The following is a 17314-nucleotide window of genomic DNA, read 5'->3' as shown; positions in this document are numbered from 1 at the left end:
GATTCATGCGGCCATTGTTGATTATTTCTGAAGCCCGACAAGCTAATCAGATCTCAGAAGTTATCCGCAGGTATGGTCATCCTCAGGCCATAAGCCGCTTCATTCGTCGCATCGAGGTGGATCTCAATCTTGAGGTTAACCCTCAGCACTTCCACTACGAAATCATGAAGGTGTTGCAAGACCAGATGCCTGCTGGAGCACGGCAGGGCTACCTGATCTGCGCTACGCATGACATCGAAAGGGAGTTGAGGCTCAAGGGGTTTCTCAAAACCCAGCAGGCAGAATTCCAGCTTTACAATGCGCAGGAACTCGCGAAGGTTTTTCCTGCCGGTGGGCAAGCTAAACCACAGTTGGCAAAGATCATTGCCAATTGTGGTTTGTCGATTGATGCCGCAGCGCTCAGCATCATTTCCAACTGGACTCACTCGCTGATCGACATCAATGCGCTAACCGCGTGGAAAGGTCAGTTCGGTCGTCTAGGAAAGCTCTCTTGGTTGGCTGACGCGATCCTGGCGAGGGTGGCATTGATGACCGCGCCAGAATTGGGTGAGATTTTCATGAACTCCCCAGTGATGGACGCTGAGATCGCTGCATTTAACAAGGATCGTCGCGGCGCGGTCAAAAGCGGAGACATCCTGGCGAATCTGTTGAATAAGAGGCGTCCAGATCTAGAGCTACTTGATTCACCTGCCGATGCCATTGCGAAATTTCCGAATGGCAATGTAGTGGTGGTTGAGGACGGGCTGTGGAGTGGTACTGAGCTCATCGGTGTGTTTGACAGTCTCCTTGGCCGGCGGGCTGGTCGAGAAAAGACCAAGCCACTCGACGATCCTAGCCTTCTGAAGGGGGTGTCGCTTACTCTGGTCTTCGGCATGAGTACTGACTATGGCGAAGCCATGGTAAGGCGCTACCTGCAGGACGAAGGCCTCAACAATATCTCCATATTCAGTGCTAGCCCATTGGAGTTGGCATCGCCGACACTGCTGACGAAAATCGGTGACCCGGCGTTCCCGATTGACGGGCTGCGTGCGAACGGGCCCATGGCCGGCGACATTAATCCATTCCTGATCAGCAGCTTGTCTTCCGCGCTTACACCTGATCAGTGCGAAAATGCTCGCTTGTTCTGCAATTCGCTAGGTCGTCAATTATGGGTCAATTATCTCACTCAAATGAAGACCCTGAAGGACTGGGACATGTGGCCTGACGAGAAGCTGGATAACTGTGCCCTGGGTATGCATGGTCTGGGGCTGACTCACGCATTCGGCCACTCTGTGCCAAAAGCCAGCCTTCCATTACTGTGGGGCAGTGGCCCTGTTCAGTGGGGTGGCAAAACGATTGAGTGGAAGCCGCTTTTCAAGAACGCCTAGGTTGATTGCCTAGCGTAGCCTCAAGCCCTCATGGCTTCCCCGCTGGCATATGCCAGATCTTGTGCACTGCTGAAGTAGAGATCCCGAGCTTCCAAGATGTCTCCTTCCGAGGACGCCCTGAGCTTTGTACCTTAGGCTCTGTACGAAGAGAGATGTCGCAAACACCGCATGGAACGGGCCAGTGAGACCATGGCTGCATAGCTTTTCGCGAGCTTGTCGAAGCGGGTCACTAGCCGGCGGTTCTCTTTCGCCACGTATCTGCAGGCGCGTGGTGGCCCTCATCGATGATGATGAAGTCGAAGAAATCGGGCGACACGTGCTGGGTTATCGGGGTTGTTATCTGCGAGACGGATATCAGGACATCAAGGAGCAGCGCAAATTTCAAGAGCGGATCTCCGACTCTCTGCTGGAGCACTACTCCAGAGAGGCGGTGGCCGTTTTATTTTTCATGACGAGATCAGGAAATTTCAAACGTGCAGAGACTAAGTGGGTGGATTGGTTTCCCTTCATTGATGCTCGTTCCACTGCCGTCAATCCAGCAAGGTGGCCTGGTTGCTGCCCCCCCCTCAATACATCCCAAAGAGTAAAAAATGACAGAAGTCGAAAACCGCGGCTCGATCTTCATCTCCTACGCATGGGGCAATGGATTAGAAAACAAGGAATGGGTACGTCAGCGCATCGTCAGCAGTTTGGACTGGAACCACGACGTATTTTGGGATCGAGACAGCATTGCCTATGGCGAATCGATCGACGGCGTTATTGCCCAGGCGCTGACCAAACGTCCGATACTGATCCTCTGCCTATGCGATCAGGATTATGTAAGGGCCGCTCACCAAGAGGGCTCAGGCCTCTATCGCGAGCTGCAGATGCTGACCAAGATTGCCGACGAGCCTGGAGTACGGATCGTCCCGCTCATTCTTGAAAGCGGATGCATCGACAAACTTCCTGAGCCTTTGGCTGGTCGGCTATACCTGAATCTGCAGCCATTACACCAACTGAACATCGATATCGGAATGGCCTTAATGAGTGCTGCCGAAGGGATGACACCGGCAAAGGTACAAAAAGGCATCAACGCCCAACTGGCCGCCTTCAAATTACGCCAGCGTGCGCTGAACTTCCTGCGCAAGCGCCCAGTGACGATCTGGGGCAATGGCCGCACTCACGAGGTGATGGTTTATCGAGAAGATGCAGCCCCCCAACTATTGCTCGCGCCGCAGTGGATGTGGGAAAGCGATAACTGGAACTACATGCTCAACGATGACGCTCCAACGTTCTGCCCAACCAAGGGGCGCTGGCACTGGGAACTATCGTCCTCGTCAATCGATATGCGCCCGCTCGCCACTGCACTGTTGTCGGTTTTCTTTGAGCAACTCGCCGGCGAGAACGAACAAAGATTTCTAAACCAGGGAGGCATCGTCCTCGCCAACACGTTCTTCAGAACAGTCTTGATTACCGAGCCATTCACTTTCAACGCGGAAGATATCGTTGGCTTTCTGATGCGGCGCGATGAGGGTTACGAAGCATTGGAAATGCTATTGAACGCGGCAGATACGGATGTCGAAGTCGCTTAGCTATCAGCAGAAACTTTAAACGCAGAACAATAGGCCGTTTAGAGATCCCGTGAACGGCCGCCATCAATCAGCGCGATGCACCGCAATGCGCTCGCATTCGGGAAGGCTATAAAATATCCTTGCTTATGGATGTATCCAAACTGGTAGCTTTTGCACCGGCGTGGAGATAGTTGGGGCAAGAGCGTTTTGCTTACTTTGCCGCTTTTGCAAAGTGAGCCGCCGCTGAACACTAAGTGGCCGTTACCTAAATAACGGATATGTACGCGCTCCGATCCAACATCCCAGTTGGCTGCCAGGCCGTCTTCGCAGGCAAGCCAGCTCCCACATTTTGATCGCGGTGCGTCAGTTAGATCAGCGTCGGATGTCAGGCCGTCACGGGAGCAAGCTCCCTCGCCACAGGTCCAGCGTCGCCTCGAAGTTGTGTAGATACCTATGCTGCGATAGCGGTCTTCCAGTTACAGATTAACTGCCTGAACCACCGCTATCGCAGGCAAGCCAGCTCCCACAGTGTGATCGGGTTATCAACGTTTCACTCCACCGGGTTACTCACCGGCTTGGCGATGATCGCCTTCAACTCGCTGGTCATCGGGAACTCCAGGTTCAAGCCCTTGGGCGGAATCGGCTGCTCGAACCAGCGCTGGTAAATCCCGTTGATCTCTCCCGAGCGGTACAGATCGCCCAGGGTTTCGTTGACCACCGCCAGAAACTGCGGGTCATCCTTGCGCACCATGCAGCTGTAGATCTCCCGCGATTGCTCCTCGCCCACCACCACCCAATGATGCGGGTCCCTGGCCTTGGCGCGCTCGCCATAGAGCAACGCGTCGTCCATATAGAACGCTACCGCCCGGCCAGTCTCGAGCATCTTGAACGCTTCGCCATGGTCCTTGGCACTGATCACGAACATATTGGCTTTGTGTTCAGCGTTATAACTTTTGAGGAAGCGCTCATTGGTGGTGCCGGCAGTGGTCACCACATTCTTGCCCGCAAGGTCGGCAAAGCCTTTGATCCCGCTGTCCTTGGCCGTCAGCAACTGGCCCTTCACGTAGATAAACCCGTAGGAGAACGCCACCTGCTTCTGCCGTTCAGCCGTCACGCCGGTGGAGCCGCACTCCAAATCGACAGTGCCGTTCTGCACCAGTGGGATGCGGGTTTGGGACGTCACCAGGTTGTACTTCACCTTGAGGTCGTCCACTGCGGTTTTCTGCTGGATACGCTCGACAATCTTGTTTGCCAGGTCCACCGAGTAGCCCATCGGTTTACCACTGCTATCCCCCACGTAGGAAAACGGCACCGACGCATCACGGTAGCCCAGGGTGATGGACTTGGCGCTGGCGATCTTGCTCAAAGTGCCCTCCAGCGGCGCTTCGGTTGCATGCGCCTGCGCGCCCCACAAAAGGCCCAGGGTGCAGCCGGTCAACAGGATCTTTTTCATTGTTATTCTCCGTTGGACTTTGAGGTTATTTACGTACTGCAATCACGCTGATTTCCACCAGCACACTCGGCCGCGCCAGCTCTGCTTGCAAGGTAGTGCGGGTGGGCGCCATGCCTGGCGAGAGCCATGCGGACCAGACTTCATTCATCGGTGCAAAACCGGCACCGATGTCCTTCAGGTAAATCGTGGCGTTGAGTAAGTGGTCCTTATCGCTGCCCGCCTCGGCCAACAGCGTGTCGATCCTGGCCAGCACTTCCCGGGTCTGGGTAGCCACATCCAGGCCGTCGCCCGGTACCTGGCCCGAAAGGAACACCAGGTCCTTGAACGTCACGGCACCGCTGAGTCGTTCGTTGCTATTGATTCGGGTAATGGTCATGGCTGCATCCTCAAGCGGCGCGGGGCGTCAGGCCCTGCATATCAATGGAAGGGGTGCGCTGGTCGATCAACTCGGCCAGCAGTTGGCCGCTGCCGCAGGCCAAGGTAAAGCCAAGGGCACCGTGCCCCAGGTTCAGCCACAGGTTGCGATAGCGACTGGCACCAATCAGCGGCACGCCCGTTGGCGTGGCCGGGCGCATGCCAGCCCATTCGAGCGCGTGCTGGTAGTCGCCAGCCAGAGGAAATGTCTCTACGGCGTGGCGTTTAATCAGTGCCAGTCGCGAAGGCTCAAGGCCGGTATCGAACCCCACGATATCCACCATGGCCGCGACCCGAAGTTGCTCACCTAGGCGCGCGTAGACGATCTTGCGGTCGTAGTCGGTGATGCTTACGTTCGGCGCCTTGTGTTGCGCGCCAATCGGTACGCTCAAGCTGTAGCCCTTGAGTGGATACACGGGCACCGACAACCCCGGCAGTGCCAACGCGGCACTGCGATAACCCGCAGCGAGCACCAACTGCTCGACCGGCATCACCTCGTCACCCAACTCAACGGCTTGTACCGCACCGCCAGCGTGGCGCAACCCGGTGACCTTGCGCCCCAGCAAGAACCTGCAACGCCCCGACGCCTGAAGGCGGGTCGCTAATTGCTGGCAAAAGGCGTGGCAATCCCCCACTTCTTCGTTCGGCGTATAGATGCCACCAGCAAAGCCGCCGTCCGCCAATGCGGGCTCCAGGCGGGCGCACTCAACAGGCAACAGCACCTGTTGTTGCAGGAAACTTGTCACCTTGCGGCGGGCATGTTCGAAGGTGCTGGCGCTGCGAAACATGACCAGCTTGCCGTTGCGCCGCCAGTCGAAGCCGTCCAGGCGATCATCCTCGCGCCAATGCTGCAACGTACTCTGGCTCAGGGTTGCCAGGCGCAGAAGATGGGCACCGTTACGCCTGTTGACCGAACCCCGGCACGCGCCGATAAAGGCCGCCATCCAGCGCCACTGCTGTGGGTCGAGCCGGGGACGCAGCTTCAAGGGCGAGTCACCGCGCAACAGCCAGCCTATCGCCTGCAGAGGCACGCCGGAATCAGCCAGCGGAGCGACATACCGATAGGACAACTGCCCGCCATTGGCGAAGCTGGTCTCGCTGCCTAGACTGTCGCGCGCATCGATTACCGTCACTTCATGGCCGGCTCGTACCAGTGCATAAGCACTCGCCAAGCCGATGACACCGCCGCCAATGATGCAAACCTGCCTGGCCATCCCAGCCCCCAGCCGTCGATTAAGAGGACTCAGCGTAGGGGCATCGGGCAGGCAGCCGAAAATGAATAAAGAGGAGCAGCCCATAACCTAAGGTTATAGACTAGCGTTTAGGCAGGAAGATCATGCCACTTTGGGAAGAAACGCCCGGGTATCGATAGACGTGGATTGTGCGTCGATCATTTCGGCCAATACTTGCCCACTGCCACACGCGAGGGTGAACCCCAGGGCACCATGGCCAAGGTTGAGCCAAAGATTACGATAGGCCGTGGCGCCAATCAGCGGCAGGCCAGTGGGCGTCGCCGGGCGCATACCTGCCCATTCAACAGCGGCGTCGTAATTCCCGGCCATAGGAAAAGTCTGGCGGGCCAGGCGTTTTATGACCTCCAGGCGCTTGGGCTCCGGAGCACTGTTGAACCCGACGATGTCGACCATTGCCGCGATGCGCAATTGCTCACCGATACGGGCATAGACGGTACGGCGGTCATAGTCGGTAACATTGATGTTCAACGCCGTATGCTGGTCTTCGATCGGCACGGTAAGGCTATAGCCTTTGAGCGGATACAACGGCATATGCAAGGCCGGCAAGCTCAGGCTGTGGCTGTTATGTCCGGCGGCCAGTACCAGGTTATCCACCGGCAGCACTTCATCCTGGAACTCCAGAGCCACCACCGAACCAAAGGCCTCGTGAATCTTCAATACCTTGCATCCCAGCATGAACCGGCATCGCCCGGAGGCTTGCAGATGATCGGTCAGGCGCTGGCAAAACCCATGGCAATCAGCGGCTTCTTCGGTAGGGTTGTAAATGCCACCGATGAACGTGCCCGAGCTCAATGAGGGCTCCAACCGCCGACAGTCCTCGGCCGACAACACTTGCTGCTGTAAAGGGTCGCTCAACTTACGGCGGGCCTGGGCAAAACTCTCGGAGGAGCGAAAGGTCAGCAGCTTGCCGTTACGCTGCCAGTTGAATCCTTCGAGCTTGTCCTCATGACGCCAGCTCTCCAGCGTCTGCTGGCTCAGCGCCGCCAAGCGCAGGAGATGTTGAGAATTGGTGTGATTGACCGATGAACGACAAGCGCCCAGGAAAGACGCGAGCCAGCGCCACTGCAGTGGGTCCATGCGCGGCCTGAGTTTGAGCGGCGACTCGCCCCGCAGCAGCCAACCGAGCGCTTTGAGTGGCATGCCAGCATCCGCAAGTGGCGTGACATACCGATAGGAAAGCTGGCCGCCGTTGGCGAAGCTGGTGGCGCTACCCAGGGTTTTCTGCCCCTCGACCAGCGTCACATCCATTCCCGCACGTACCAGGGCGTACGCGCTCGTCAGGCCAATCACACCCCCACCGATGATACAAACCTGCTTTGCCAAAGTGTCACCTCACACGTCACGAAACTAAATCGAGACTAAGGGTGAGTGACAACGCTTGCACAATGAATAAAAGTAGGACGTCTATAAACCAGGGTTATGCCTTTATGCGTCTACGTCATATCGAAATCTTCCAGGCGATCCGACAGACCGGCTCCGTCAGCGGCGCCGCGCAGTTGCTGCACGTGTCGCAACCGGCGGTGACCAAAGTGCTGCAGCACGCCGAACTGCAGCTGGGCTTTCCCTTGTTCTTGCGGGTTCGCGGCAAATTGCAACCCACGCCGGAAGCCCTTGCGCTGGAAAACGAAGTCGAGAAAGTCACCGAGACCCTGCAAGGCGTGCGACGCCTGGCAAGAAGCCTGCGCCGCGACCCAGGGCAAAGCATACGTATCGGTGCGATCCCGGCACTGGCACTGTCTTTGCTGCCACCCGCGATTCTGGAGTGGACGCGCGACTATCCGAACATGACCTGCGAGCTATCCAGCGACCATAGCAGCGAACTGGTGCAAAAGCTGTTGGTGCGCGAAATCGACCTGGCACTGACCCTCAACTTCTCCGGCCATCCAGGGTTGACCTCCCAAGTGCTGGCCAACGGCGCATTGGTCGCGCTGGCCTCCAAGGGGTTCTGGCGCGACGACGAGTTGAACCAGCCGTTGCCCTTGGCGGACCTGGCGGGAGCGCCGTTAATTGGCCTTTCCAGCGCCGATCCGTTGGCGGCAAAACTTGCTGGCTACCTGGAAAATGTCGAGCCCGCACCTCGGGTCACGATCTCCGTACAGACCTACTCCCTGGCCCGCGCGATGGTGGAATCCGGTGCCGGCCTTGCCGTGATCGACCCTTTTACGGCCCTTGGCGCCTCAACGGCCACCACCTGTATCCGCCCATTCACCCCGCCGCTGCCCATCCCCTTGTACGCCCTGACCCGCGCCGGTGCGCCACCGCCGCATATGTTCGCTCACCTGCTGCAGATTTTCGGCACCCGGGCGCGTGAGTTGCTGGACCTTGCGCAGCTCAAAGCACGTAATGCATGATCGCCACGAAATGCAGCAGGCTGCCGCCAATCACAAACAAATGCCAGATGCCGTGGGAATGGCGCAAGCGATCCTCCAGGGCAAAAAAGATAATGCCTACGGTGTACAGCACCCCACCGGACGCCAGCCAGATAAACCCTGCCGTGCCCAACGCCGCCATCAGCGGCTTGACCGCTACCAGTACGATCCAGCCCATCACGGCGTAGATCACGATGGACAGAATCCGCGCCTCCGAACGCGGCTTGATCTCCTGCAGGATGCCGATCACCGCCAGCCCCCACACAATCCCGAACAACGTCCAGCCCCACGGCCCGCGCAGGGTCACCAGGCAGAATGGCGTGTAGCTGCCGGCTATCAACAGGTAAATAGAAAAGTGATCGACCTTCTGCATGATCGCTTTTCGCCGGCCTCGCACGCTGTGGTACACCGTTGACGCGCTGTACAGCACCATCAGGGTAAAGCCATAAATCGCCACGCTGACGATTTTCCAGGGGCTGCCGTCCAGGCTCGCCACTACCAACATCCACACGGCGCCTATACAGGCCGCGACTGCACCGAGCAAATGGCTCCAGGCGTTGAATCGTTCCCCGTGGTACATCTGTCACTGACCTCCCGTAACCCTCAAGAACAGGCGGACAAGCGTCCAGCCTTGCGCATCAGAGTGCAAGCGGCACATGACGTTCCGGCGACGACAGCCGCATTTACGGGCACAATCGAGCGCAATCGAACAAGAGCCCAAGGCCATGCTGATCGACGAAGAACTCACCCTCAAGAAGCTGGAGATCTTCCTGGCGTTCATGCGCACCGGCAACCTGGCCCGCGCCGCCGCCGAGCTGCAAACCAGCAATGTCAGCGTGCACCGCGCCATTCACTCCCTGGAAAGTGCCCTGCGCTGCCCGCTGTTCAAACACGAGGGGCGCAACCTCACCCCGCTGGAAAGCGCCTACGTGCTCGAAGAGCGTGCGCAGAAACTGGTGGCCGACGTGGTCGACAGCGTGCGCCTGACCCGCGAAGCCGCCGGGTTCTCCGCCGAACGCTTCAAGCTCGGCTCGCTGTATTCGCTGACGGTCAAGACCGTGCCACAGTTGATCATGGGTCTGAAAATCAGGCGCAGCGAACTCAATATCGACCTGATCCTGGGCTCCAACTTCGACCTGCTCTACAAGCTCAAGAACATGGAGGTGGACGCGATCCTCATCTCCCTCGACGAACACGCCCACGACCCCGACTGCGAGCAGATCGCGCTGTTCAGCGATGACATCTTCCTCGCCACCCCGGCCGATTCGCCCCTGGACCGCAATCAGGAAATCGACCTGGCCGACGTGCGCGATGCCACCTTCATCACCCTCACCCAGGGCTTCGCCACGCACCAGGACGGCAACCGGGTGTTCCATCAGGCCGGGTTCGAGCCGAAGGTGGCAATGCAGGTAAACGATATCTTCACCTTGCTGAGCATGGTCAGTTCAGGGGTGGGTTATGCCCTGCTGCCAGGGCGGATCGCAGCGGTGTATGAGAACCGCGTGAAGCTGATACCGCTGCAGCCCAGGTATCGATTGCAGCAGCAGATCGGCGTGGTGTTCCTGAAAGCCAAGGAGCGCGATCCGAATTTGCTGGCGTTGTTGGCGGAGTGTCGGATGTATGCCAACCGCCAGGTTTGAGAATGCCATCGGGGGCAAGCCCCCGATTGGGCCCGATCAAACACCACAATCTGCAAACCTAACCAACCAACCCACGCACAATGAAGTACAACAGCGAAGGCCCGAGCAAACACCCAAGCCCGGTATGAAACGTCGCCGTCAGCGCACCATACGGTACCAGCCGCCGATCCGTCGCCGCCAGGCCCGCTGTGACGCCACTCACGGTGCCGGCCAACCCACCGAACACCATCGCCGAACGCGGGTTATCCAGGCCCATCCAGCGCGCCGCCACCGGCGTGCCAACCATCACCAGTATCGCCTTGATCAAGCCTGTTGCGATCGACAGCGCCATCACATCCGAGGTCGCGCCAATCGCCGCGCCGGTCACAGGGCCGACGATGTAGGTTACAGCGCCAGCTCCGATAGTGGTCATGCTGATCGCATCGCGATAACCAAAGGCCCAGGCCATGCTTGCGCCGACAATAAACGGCAGGATCGTGCCCAGCAGCAGTGCAATCACGCCGATCATCCCGGCCTTGCGCGCCTCGGTGGCTTGCACTTCGAACGCCGTGGCGACGATGGCGAAGTCACGCAACATCGCACCGCCCATCAGGCCGATCCCGGAAAACAGCGCAAGGTCCGCCAGGCCCTTTTGCCCACCCGTAAGCGTGCCGCCGACCCAGGCCAAGACCAGGCCGATAACAATGGCAATCGCCGAGCCATGAATGCGCCCGAACGTCAGGCGCTTGGACAGCACCACGGAAATCCACATCACCACGCCAACGAACGCGAAAGCGGTAATCAGGCCGTTATGTTCCAAGCCTTTTTCAATGAGGTCCCACATATCAGCGACCTCCCGCGACGAGAATCAGCGGCTCTTCGGGCGGCAAGGGCTCGCCCTTGTGGGTGCGGCTGATCAAGGCGATGGTGCAACCACACACCACCACCGAACCAATGGCCGCGAGCACCGCAACCGGGCCGCCATGCAGCGCCGTTACTACGTTTTGCTGCGCCGCCATCGCCACCACCACCGGAATGTACATGGCGCCCCAGAAGCCTACGCCCATCTCGCAGTCCTTGGTCATGCCGCCGCGCTTTTGCATCCACAATCGCGCGCAGATCAGCAGGATCATCGCGATCCCCACGCCGCCCACGTTGGATTTTACGCCCAGCAACACGCCGAGCATGTCACCCATGATCACGCCCGCAAGCGTGCAGATCGCCAGCAATGCCACACCGTAGATAATCATTGTCGTTGTCCTCAAAGTGCTCGTTCGAAATTGTTGTTGTTGTGCTTCGAAAGCCTTGGGTATTGCTTTATCGGTGGCGGCGTTCCTCCTCTTGCAGCAGGGCCTGCAAGGTGTCCAGGCGGGCGCCTTCGCAGGCGATCACCGTGCCTTGTTCAAAAACACGGCGTGACAGACCGGTGAGCACCGCGCCCGGAGGCAGTTCGATCTGCAGGCGCACACCGCGCTCGTAGGCGCTTTGCACAGTGCCGCGCCAATCGACAACGCGGCACATGTTGAAGGCCAGGTCATCGCGCAGTTGCTCAGGGTTGTGGATAGGTCGCGCGCGCGTGCTGCTCAGGTAGGTGATGCGCGGCGCCTTGAGTGGCACGAACGCTTGGGCAAGCACCTTGGCCGGCGCTTCCAACAGCGCACAGTGGGACGGCACGCTCACTGCAAGACGCTTGGCGATGCCGCTGCCTTTGATGCGCTCGGCGACACGCTGCATCGCCGCATTGCTGCCGGCGATCACGGTCTGGTTGTCGGCGTTGATATTGGCCAGATACACCGGAGTTGCAGCGCTGTGGATATCTGCAAGCAAGGCTTCAACCGTGGATAAATCGGGGCCGATCAGGGCGGTCATGCCGTAGCCCTGTGGATAAGCCTGTTGCATCAGCTCGCCACGCAGGCTGACCAGTTTCAGCGCATCAGCGAAGTCCAGGGCGCCGGCGATGACGGCGGCCGGGTAAGCGCCGATGGACAGGCCCGCCACGTAGTCAGGCGTATGGCGCAACTGCTGGGCATGGGCAACGCCGACGATCAGCAGGCACAGTTGCACCGCACGCGTGCTCGCCAAGGCTTGCGCCGAATCGAGCCGACGAACATCTTCACCCAAGGCATCACTGGCTTCTTCCAGAACCTCGGCCGATAGCGCCTGGAGCATGCCCACGCGCTGGGCGCCCTGCCCCGGAAACACCAGGAGGCTGCTCATGCCACAGCCTGCCAAGGGTCGGGTACAAGGTGCGCGCCACTGCTGGTTTTGAGCAGCACACGACGAGATCCGCCGGCCCATTCGCGCAAGGCGACGGCGCCAAACGGGGTTTGCAGTTGCAGGTCCACGGCGCACGGTGCGGTGTCGAATTTCGCCAGCAATGCACGCGCCGCGTTGCGATCAAGCGGTTCGGGGGTGCGCAGGATCAAATCCAGGTCACTCATGGCATGCAACGCTTCGACGCCGCTCGCCAATTCAAATCCGGCGCTGCCGCTGACGCCCCAGTGATACTGCGCCAACACTGGCCGCAGTTGATGGAGCGCCCGTAGCGCCGGTAAATCCCGTGGCGAGATCACCTGGCGCAATTCTTCGGGCGCCACGCGCCGTTGCACCGCAGCAACAGGCATCACCGCCCCATAACGCTGCTCACGTAGACGCCCACGTACGCCAACCGCCACGTGACCCGCTTCGGTAATGGCACGCCGCACCACTACTGGATGACCGGCTCTCAGCGCGTCCCGCGCCCAGGCCGGAGCGCCAGCGGGCAGATGCGCGGGGGTCATGCCCCAGAGCAAATCGTGGGCGTTCACCATTGTTCCCGCAGCAGTTGGCGTACGTGGCTTGAGGCGGCGCGGTTAGTCGCACCAAGTCGTCCTTTTAAATCAGGCTGCGCGACATCTTTGATCGCATGCACCAGGCAATCGCTGACCCGTACCACATCGTCCGGCGTCGGCTGTTCAATCTGGCTCACCGACAAGGTCTCCCAGAGCAAACCCAGGCTGGCATAGCTGTCGATGTCATAGGCCATCGGCGGCACGCTGGCGGCCAGGGCTTCGAGTTCTTCGACGCTGCGCAGCGTCACCCGTGCGGCCGAAGCCTTGCCCATGGCGTGCACCATCACGCCGGGATCACGCAGGGCAATCAAGCGATTAGCCTGGTAACCGTGGGCCAGAAACGCACCGGACATGGCCTTGCCCACCAGCAGTGCAATCACCGGGTGGCCGGCCAGGCGTGCGCGAGCGTAGCTGTCTGCAGCAGCGGCAAGGGCCTGGTGGATGCCGAGGGCTTCTTCACGACGGCCATAGGCTTGGCTGGGCACATCGACGATGGCGATGATGGGGCGCTTGTCACCCGTCGCGATGGCTTCATCGACGGCCTTGGCCAGCCCCCAACCTTCCAGCAAACCGACTTCGCCATTGCGCGCACGCGGGAAGCGGTTATTCGGGTCGGTGACCACCGCGATAAAGCGCACCGCCTGTTCACCCAATACGCCGTCTGCGACTTTCAATGAGTCCGGCAAGCCCTCTACGAGTGTCGCGCCGACGCTCAATGCGTTGAACCACTGCAACCCTCTCATGAGCGTTCTCCCTGATACAGCGCGCGAACCGCAGCGGGCTCGATCTGCGCTGTGGCGTCCAGTTCGGCCAGGCGCGCCAAGTAGAAATCAGCGCGCCGGCTGCGTTGTTGTGCGGGCACACCCTGCTGCAACAGTGCGCTGACGGTCTGCTGGATCTGCGCCACATCGTCCGCCACATAACGGTCGGCCAAGCCGCTGTTGAAGCGCTGCTCGCCACCGGTAAGGCTCCAGATAAAGGGGCGGTCGCGGGAGTCGTATTCCTCCAGGCCAGCCTCCTGCTCGATCACCTGCGGGCCATTCAAGCCCAGGCGTGCTTCGCGAGTGACCACCAGGTAACTGCACAAGCCAGCCGCGATGGACATGCCCCCAAAGCAACCGACACTGCCGGCCACCACGCCGATCACCGGCTGGTACTGGCGCAGGTCGACAATCGCCGCGTGAATGTCGGCAATGGCGGCCAGGCCCAGGTTGGCTTCCTGCAAACGCACACCACCGGTTTCCAACAGCAGCACGGCGCAGGTGGGAATGCCGTTGCGGTTGTCGTCGGCGGCCAGTTCCAAGGCGCCCGCGATTTTCGCGCCGCCGACTTCACCCAGGCTGCCGCCCTGGAAGTTGCCTTCGATCGCGGCAATCACCACAGGCTTGGCGCCGAGGCTGCCCTTGGCGATCACCACCCCGTCATCGGCCTGGGGCACCACGCCTTGGCGGCTGAGCCACGGCGACATGACCCGCTGGAACGGGTCGATCAACTCGCGGAAGGTGCCCGCATCCAACAGCGCCTTGGCGCGCTGCCGGGCACCGAGTTCCACAAAGCTGTGTTTAGCGAGTAAGTCAGTCATGGCCGATCTCCTCGAAACCTTGCTCCAGGCGCAAGCGCACCACACCGGGCGTGGCACCGAAGTCGTGGATATCAATGTTCAGGGCCGGTGGCGTCTGCTTCTGGAAGATGCGTTCGAACAGGTGCTGCCAGCGTTGCTGCGCGCCATTGACCGAGGTTTGCACCTGGATGGTCAAGGTGCCGGGCGTGCCCGGTTCCAGCAGCACTTCCAGGTCGCCCGAGCCGACGCAACCCACCAGCGCACGGCCTTTGGGGGGCTGCCCGGCGGGGAATTCAAAGGATAAGGTTTCCATCACAACGCTCCGTCGAGGCGGTCGATAAACAGGCAGGCGGCCAACAGGTCGGCGGCGCCACCGGGGGAGGCATTCAAGGCCAGCAGTTGCAGGTCCAGCTCATGCAATTGGCGGCGTCCGGCCAGGGTTGCGCTGCCACCGGCGCCGAGCACGGCCTGGGCGCCCTGTTGCATGGTGGCCAGGCCTTCGATACCGGCGCGGTAGAGCACGCAGGTGTCCGCCAGGTCCGTCATGATCGCCAGCAAAGCATCCAGGCGGGCGTTCTGTTCACCGGCGTTTTCGCGGCGGCTCTTGTGCAGTTGCGGCAGGCCGCGTTGAGTCACCGAAGGGAAGCCGAGCTGCGCTTCTTCACGGGCACCGCGTGCGCCGTACCGCTGGGCGACCTGGGCGCCATGGCTCATGGGCCGCGGGGCGAAGTGGTCGTTGAGCAGCGCCAGTTTGGCGGCAGTCAGGGTTATGGCGCGGGGTTCCAAGGCCGCCGCGGCGGTGAGCAACCCCAGCGCCCAGATCGCACCACGATGAGTGTTCACGCCCTGGGTGGTGGCGAGCATGGCCTGCTCGCCTTCCCGGCCAATACGCCCGAGCGCTTCGCGCAGAGGCAGGCCGACTTCGCCGATGTCGAGCGCGGCCTCGGCCATTTCCTTGAACATCGGCCACAGCGACAGCGCCGAGGCGTGCATCAGCCCCAGGTGCAAATCGCTGTGGGCGCCGTTGCCGCGCCGGTCTACCAAGGCGGGTTTGGGCGACAAATCCGCTTCGTCGATCAGCGCATCGACCGCCATATCCGCCAGGCGATCGGCCAGGCTCAGTTCATGCTGTTTGAGCGCGCGCATTTACCAACTCCTGAATTTGGCGGGCGGGTTGTACAGGCCACCGGACCACTCCACCAGGTCGGCCACGCTCTTGGCGGCCAACAACTCGCGGGTGGCGTCGGTTCGGCGAATACCCAAGTCTTCGGGCAAGGCAATCAAGCCTTCGCGGCGCATGCGCGCAGTGTCCTTGGGGTTGTGGCGCATACCGATGGCGGTGACCCCGGCGACGGCGGCGATCATTGCCTGGCGTTCTTCCAGGGAGCGCGCCTTGTACAGGTAGGCGATGCCTTCTTCGGTGAGCAAGTGGGTGACGTCGTCGCCGTAGATCATGATTGGCGCCAGGGGCATGCCGCTTTTGCGGGCCACTTCCACCGCGTCCAGGGTGTCGACGAAGGTGGGTTTGCCGCCCTCTTGGAACGTCTCGACCATTTGCACAACGAGTTTTTTGCCACGCTCCAGCAAGGCCTCGGGCGCATCGTCGTGGCGCATATCCAACCAGGCCAGCGTGCCATGGCGGCGGCCGCGTGGGTCGTGGCCCATGTTCGGCGCGCCACCGAAACCGGCGAGGCGGCCACGGGTCACGGTGCTGGAATGCCCGTCGCCGTCCACTTGCAGGGTGGCGCCGATAAACAGGTCCACGGCGTATTGGCCGGCGAGTTGGCAGAACATGCGGTTGGAGCGCATCGAGCCATCGCGGCCGGTGAAGAACACATCCGGGCGTGCGGCAATGTAGTTTTCCATGCCCAGTTCGGTGCCGAAGCAATGCACACTTTCTACCCAACCGCTTTCGATCGCCGGGATCAATGTGGGGTGTGGGTTGAGGGTCCAGTTGCGACAGATCTTGCCTTTGAGGCCCAGGGATTCGCCGTAGGTGGGCAGGATCAATTCAATGGCAGCGGTGTTGAAGCCGATGCCATGGTTGAGCGACTGCACATTGTGTTTTTCGTAGATGCCACGGATCGCCATCATCGCCATCAACACATGCACCGGCTTGATATGACGTGGGTCGCGGGTGAACAGCGGTTCGATGTAGAACGGCTTGTCGGCCACCACCACGAAATCCACCCAGCTTGCGGGTATGTCGACGCGGGGCAAATCGGTGACGTCATCCACCAACTGGTTGACCTGCACGATGACGATGCCATCGCTGAAGGCGGCAGGCTCGATCAGTGCTGGCGTGTCTTCGGTGCTGGCGCCGGTGTAGATGTTGCCGGCGCGGTCGGCCATGAAACCCGCCGAGAGCACCACGTTGGGGATCAGGTCCACCACCAGCCGTGCGTAGAGTTCGATGTAGGTGTGGATCGCGCCGATTTCCAACAGGCCGTCTTCCAGCAACTGGCTGATGCGCAGGGATTGGGTGCCGGCGAAGGAGAAGTCGAGCTTGCGGGCGATGCCCTTTTCAAACAGGTCCAGGTGCTCGGAACGCCCCACGCTGGGCATGATCATGTGCAAATCGTGGAGCTTGGTCGGGTCAGCCTTGGCCAGGGAGCGCGAGAGGAAATCGGCCTGCTTCTGGTTGTTGCCCTCCAGCACCACGCGGTCGCCGGGGAGGATCAAGGCTTCAAGGGCCTCGACGATCTTGTCACTGGGCAACACCGCCCCGTCTGCGTATTTCTTGACCAGCCCGAGCCGCCGCTGCTTCTCGTCGCGCCGCCGCGTCCAGCGCGAGTCGGGGGTGATGGTTGTTGTCATGGTCGCTCCACGGGGTTTGCTGTCGTGGGCTGTACCTTAGGAGGGAATGTGGAGAGGCATCAATCAAGCTTGGTGCTGGA

General features: G+C 60.5%; 19 protein-coding genes and 1 pseudogene. 4 read left to right on the top strand and 16 right to left on the bottom strand.

Annotated elements, in window-relative coordinates:
* Positions 1 to 5 precede the first annotated feature (5 nt).
* The gene (locus CER19_RS19965; protein ID WP_105228832.1) at positions 6 to 1367 is read left to right on the top strand and encodes a hypothetical protein; all 1362 of its coding nucleotides are present in this window, start codon (positions 6 to 8) and stop codon (positions 1365 to 1367) included.
* Between the two features lie 131 nt (positions 1368 to 1498).
* Here CER19_RS19965 and CER19_RS19960 read toward each other — a convergent pair.
* Positions 1499 to 1615, bottom strand: a pseudogene (locus tag CER19_RS19960) (IS5/IS1182 family transposase); the annotation flags it as partial.
* Complete coding sequence (locus CER19_RS29475; protein ID WP_371921555.1) at positions 1597 to 1683, bottom strand: DEAD/DEAH box helicase family protein; 87 nt, start codon at positions 1681 to 1683, stop codon at positions 1597 to 1599. The gene CER19_RS29475 and the pseudogene CER19_RS19960, both read right to left, overlap by 19 nt.
* Positions 1684 to 1957: 274 nt before the next feature.
* Here CER19_RS29475 and CER19_RS19950 point away from each other — a divergent pair, with 274 nt between their 5' ends.
* Positions 1958 to 2938 carry a toll/interleukin-1 receptor domain-containing protein gene (locus tag CER19_RS19950; RefSeq protein WP_116667685.1) on the top strand — a complete coding sequence of 327 codons (981 nt, stop codon included), beginning with the start codon at positions 1958 to 1960 and terminating at the stop codon, positions 2936 to 2938.
* Between the two features lie 529 nt (positions 2939 to 3467).
* On the opposite strand, the gene CER19_RS19945 is transcribed toward CER19_RS19950, so the two are convergent.
* The 4 genes from CER19_RS19945 to CER19_RS19930 form a co-directional block, all read right to left on the bottom strand.
* Positions 3468 to 4370 carry a transporter substrate-binding domain-containing protein gene (locus tag CER19_RS19945; protein ID WP_116667684.1) on the bottom strand — a complete coding sequence of 301 codons (903 nt, stop codon included), beginning with the start codon at positions 4368 to 4370 and terminating at the stop codon, positions 3468 to 3470.
* A 25-nt stretch (positions 4371 to 4395) separates the two neighbouring features.
* The gene (locus CER19_RS19940; protein WP_116667683.1) at positions 4396 to 4746 is read right to left on the bottom strand and encodes a RidA family protein; all 351 of its coding nucleotides are present in this window, start codon (positions 4744 to 4746) and stop codon (positions 4396 to 4398) included.
* 10 nt (positions 4747 to 4756) lie between these two features.
* Positions 4757 to 5998 (bottom strand): D-amino acid dehydrogenase, encoded by a 1242-nt coding sequence (locus tag CER19_RS19935; RefSeq protein WP_116667682.1) that lies wholly within the window; start codon positions 5996 to 5998, stop codon positions 4757 to 4759.
* A 120-nt stretch (positions 5999 to 6118) separates the two neighbouring features.
* Positions 6119 to 7360 (bottom strand): D-amino acid dehydrogenase, encoded by a 1242-nt coding sequence (locus CER19_RS19930; protein WP_116667681.1) that lies wholly within the window; start codon positions 7358 to 7360, stop codon positions 6119 to 6121.
* 104 nt (positions 7361 to 7464) lie between these two features.
* Here CER19_RS19930 and CER19_RS19925 point away from each other — a divergent pair, with 104 nt between their 5' ends.
* Positions 7465 to 8388 (top strand): LysR family transcriptional regulator, encoded by a 924-nt coding sequence (locus tag CER19_RS19925; RefSeq protein ID WP_116667680.1) that lies wholly within the window; start codon positions 7465 to 7467, stop codon positions 8386 to 8388.
* Here CER19_RS19925 and CER19_RS19920 read toward each other — a convergent pair.
* Positions 8369 to 8986, bottom strand: a complete 618-nt coding sequence (locus tag CER19_RS19920; protein WP_003195019.1) for a hemolysin III family protein — start codon at positions 8984 to 8986, stop codon at positions 8369 to 8371. The genes CER19_RS19925 and CER19_RS19920 overlap by 20 nt on opposite strands.
* A gap of 145 nt (positions 8987 to 9131) precedes the next feature.
* Between CER19_RS19920 and CER19_RS19915 the strand changes: the two genes are divergently transcribed.
* Positions 9132 to 10046: a LysR substrate-binding domain-containing protein gene (locus tag CER19_RS19915; RefSeq protein ID WP_116667679.1), complete on the top strand. Its 915-nt coding sequence runs from the start codon at positions 9132 to 9134 to the stop codon at positions 10044 to 10046.
* Positions 10047 to 10104: 58 nt separating this feature from the next.
* On the opposite strand, the gene madM is transcribed toward CER19_RS19915, so the two are convergent.
* The 9 genes from madM to mdcA form a co-directional block, all read right to left on the bottom strand.
* Positions 10105 to 10869, bottom strand: coding sequence for a malonate transporter subunit MadM (gene madM / locus CER19_RS19910; RefSeq protein ID WP_046069909.1), 765 nt, complete (start codon positions 10867 to 10869; stop codon positions 10105 to 10107).
* Between the two features lies 1 nt (position 10870).
* The gene (gene madL / locus CER19_RS19905) at positions 10871 to 11275 is read right to left on the bottom strand and encodes a malonate transporter subunit MadL (RefSeq protein ID WP_046069910.1); all 405 of its coding nucleotides are present in this window, start codon (positions 11273 to 11275) and stop codon (positions 10871 to 10873) included.
* Between the two features lie 67 nt (positions 11276 to 11342).
* Complete coding sequence (gene mdcH / locus CER19_RS19900; protein WP_116667678.1) at positions 11343 to 12242, bottom strand: malonate decarboxylase subunit epsilon; 900 nt, start codon at positions 12240 to 12242, stop codon at positions 11343 to 11345.
* Complete coding sequence (locus tag CER19_RS19895; protein WP_116667677.1) at positions 12239 to 12835, bottom strand: malonate decarboxylase holo-ACP synthase; 597 nt, start codon at positions 12833 to 12835, stop codon at positions 12239 to 12241. Before CER19_RS19895 ends, mdcH begins: the two co-directional genes overlap by 4 nt.
* Positions 12829 to 13599 (bottom strand): biotin-independent malonate decarboxylase subunit gamma, encoded by a 771-nt coding sequence (gene mdcE / locus CER19_RS19890; protein WP_116667676.1) that lies wholly within the window; start codon positions 13597 to 13599, stop codon positions 12829 to 12831. Before mdcE ends, CER19_RS19895 begins: the two co-directional genes overlap by 7 nt.
* Positions 13596 to 14438 carry a biotin-independent malonate decarboxylase subunit beta gene (locus CER19_RS19885; RefSeq protein ID WP_116667675.1) on the bottom strand — a complete coding sequence of 281 codons (843 nt, stop codon included), beginning with the start codon at positions 14436 to 14438 and terminating at the stop codon, positions 13596 to 13598. The genes mdcE and CER19_RS19885 overlap by 4 nt, the downstream gene beginning before the upstream one ends.
* Positions 14431 to 14730, bottom strand: a complete 300-nt coding sequence (locus CER19_RS19880) for a malonate decarboxylase subunit delta (RefSeq protein ID WP_116667674.1) — start codon at positions 14728 to 14730, stop codon at positions 14431 to 14433. Before CER19_RS19880 ends, CER19_RS19885 begins: the two co-directional genes overlap by 8 nt.
* Positions 14730 to 15563: a triphosphoribosyl-dephospho-CoA synthase gene (locus CER19_RS19875; protein WP_116667673.1), complete on the bottom strand. Its 834-nt coding sequence runs from the start codon at positions 15561 to 15563 to the stop codon at positions 14730 to 14732. The genes CER19_RS19880 and CER19_RS19875 overlap by 1 nt, the downstream gene beginning before the upstream one ends.
* Positions 15564 to 17234 (bottom strand): malonate decarboxylase subunit alpha, encoded by a 1671-nt coding sequence (gene mdcA, locus CER19_RS19870; RefSeq protein ID WP_116667672.1) that lies wholly within the window; start codon positions 17232 to 17234, stop codon positions 15564 to 15566.
* Positions 17235 to 17314 lie beyond the last annotated feature (80 nt).

The sequence above is a fragment of the Pseudomonas sp. GL93 genome (assembly GCF_003408955.1).
Lineage (GTDB): Bacteria > Pseudomonadota > Gammaproteobacteria > Pseudomonadales > Pseudomonadaceae > Aquipseudomonas > Aquipseudomonas paracarnis.
This window is presented reverse-complemented; position numbering and strand designations above follow the sequence as displayed.

Bases quoted from the DNA above. Each gene is read 5' to 3' on its own strand.
- CER19_RS19940 (WP_116667683.1), bottom strand. From the start codon at position 4,746: ATGACCATTACCCGAATCAATAGCAACGAACGACTCAGCGGTGCCGTG.
- CER19_RS19880 (WP_116667674.1), bottom strand. From the start codon at position 14,730: ATGGAAACCTTATCCTTTGAATTCCCCGCCGGGCAGCCCCCCAAAGGC.
- madM (WP_046069909.1), bottom strand. From the start codon at position 10,869: ATGTGGGACCTCATTGAAAAAGGCTTGGAACATAACGGCCTGATTACC.
- CER19_RS19945 (WP_116667684.1), bottom strand. From the start codon at position 4,370: ATGAAAAAGATCCTGTTGACCGGCTGCACCCTGGGCCTTTTGTGGGGC.
- CER19_RS19915 (WP_116667679.1), top strand. From the start codon at position 9,132: ATGCTGATCGACGAAGAACTCACCCTCAAGAAGCTGGAGATCTTCCTG.
- mdcH (WP_116667678.1), bottom strand. From the start codon at position 12,242: ATGAGCAGCCTCCTGGTGTTTCCGGGGCAGGGCGCCCAGCGCGTGGGC.
- mdcE (WP_116667676.1), bottom strand. From the start codon at position 13,599: ATGAGAGGGTTGCAGTGGTTCAACGCATTGAGCGTCGGCGCGACACTC.
- CER19_RS19925 (WP_116667680.1), top strand. From the start codon at position 7,465: ATGCGTCTACGTCATATCGAAATCTTCCAGGCGATCCGACAGACCGGC.
- CER19_RS19895 (WP_116667677.1), bottom strand. From the start codon at position 12,835: ATGGTGAACGCCCACGATTTGCTCTGGGGCATGACCCCCGCGCATCTG.
- CER19_RS19935 (WP_116667682.1), bottom strand. From the start codon at position 5,998: ATGGCCAGGCAGGTTTGCATCATTGGCGGCGGTGTCATCGGCTTGGCG.
- madL (WP_046069910.1), bottom strand. From the start codon at position 11,275: ATGATTATCTACGGTGTGGCATTGCTGGCGATCTGCACGCTTGCGGGC.
- mdcA (WP_116667672.1), bottom strand. From the start codon at position 17,234: ATGACAACAACCATCACCCCCGACTCGCGCTGGACGCGGCGGCGCGAC.
- CER19_RS19950 (WP_116667685.1), top strand. From the start codon at position 1,958: ATGACAGAAGTCGAAAACCGCGGCTCGATCTTCATCTCCTACGCATGG.
- CER19_RS19920 (WP_003195019.1), bottom strand. From the start codon at position 8,986: ATGTACCACGGGGAACGATTCAACGCCTGGAGCCATTTGCTCGGTGCA.
- CER19_RS19965 (WP_105228832.1), top strand. From the start codon at position 6: ATGCGGCCATTGTTGATTATTTCTGAAGCCCGACAAGCTAATCAGATC.
- CER19_RS19885 (WP_116667675.1), bottom strand. From the start codon at position 14,438: ATGACTGACTTACTCGCTAAACACAGCTTTGTGGAACTCGGTGCCCGG.
- CER19_RS19875 (WP_116667673.1), bottom strand. From the start codon at position 15,563: ATGCGCGCGCTCAAACAGCATGAACTGAGCCTGGCCGATCGCCTGGCG.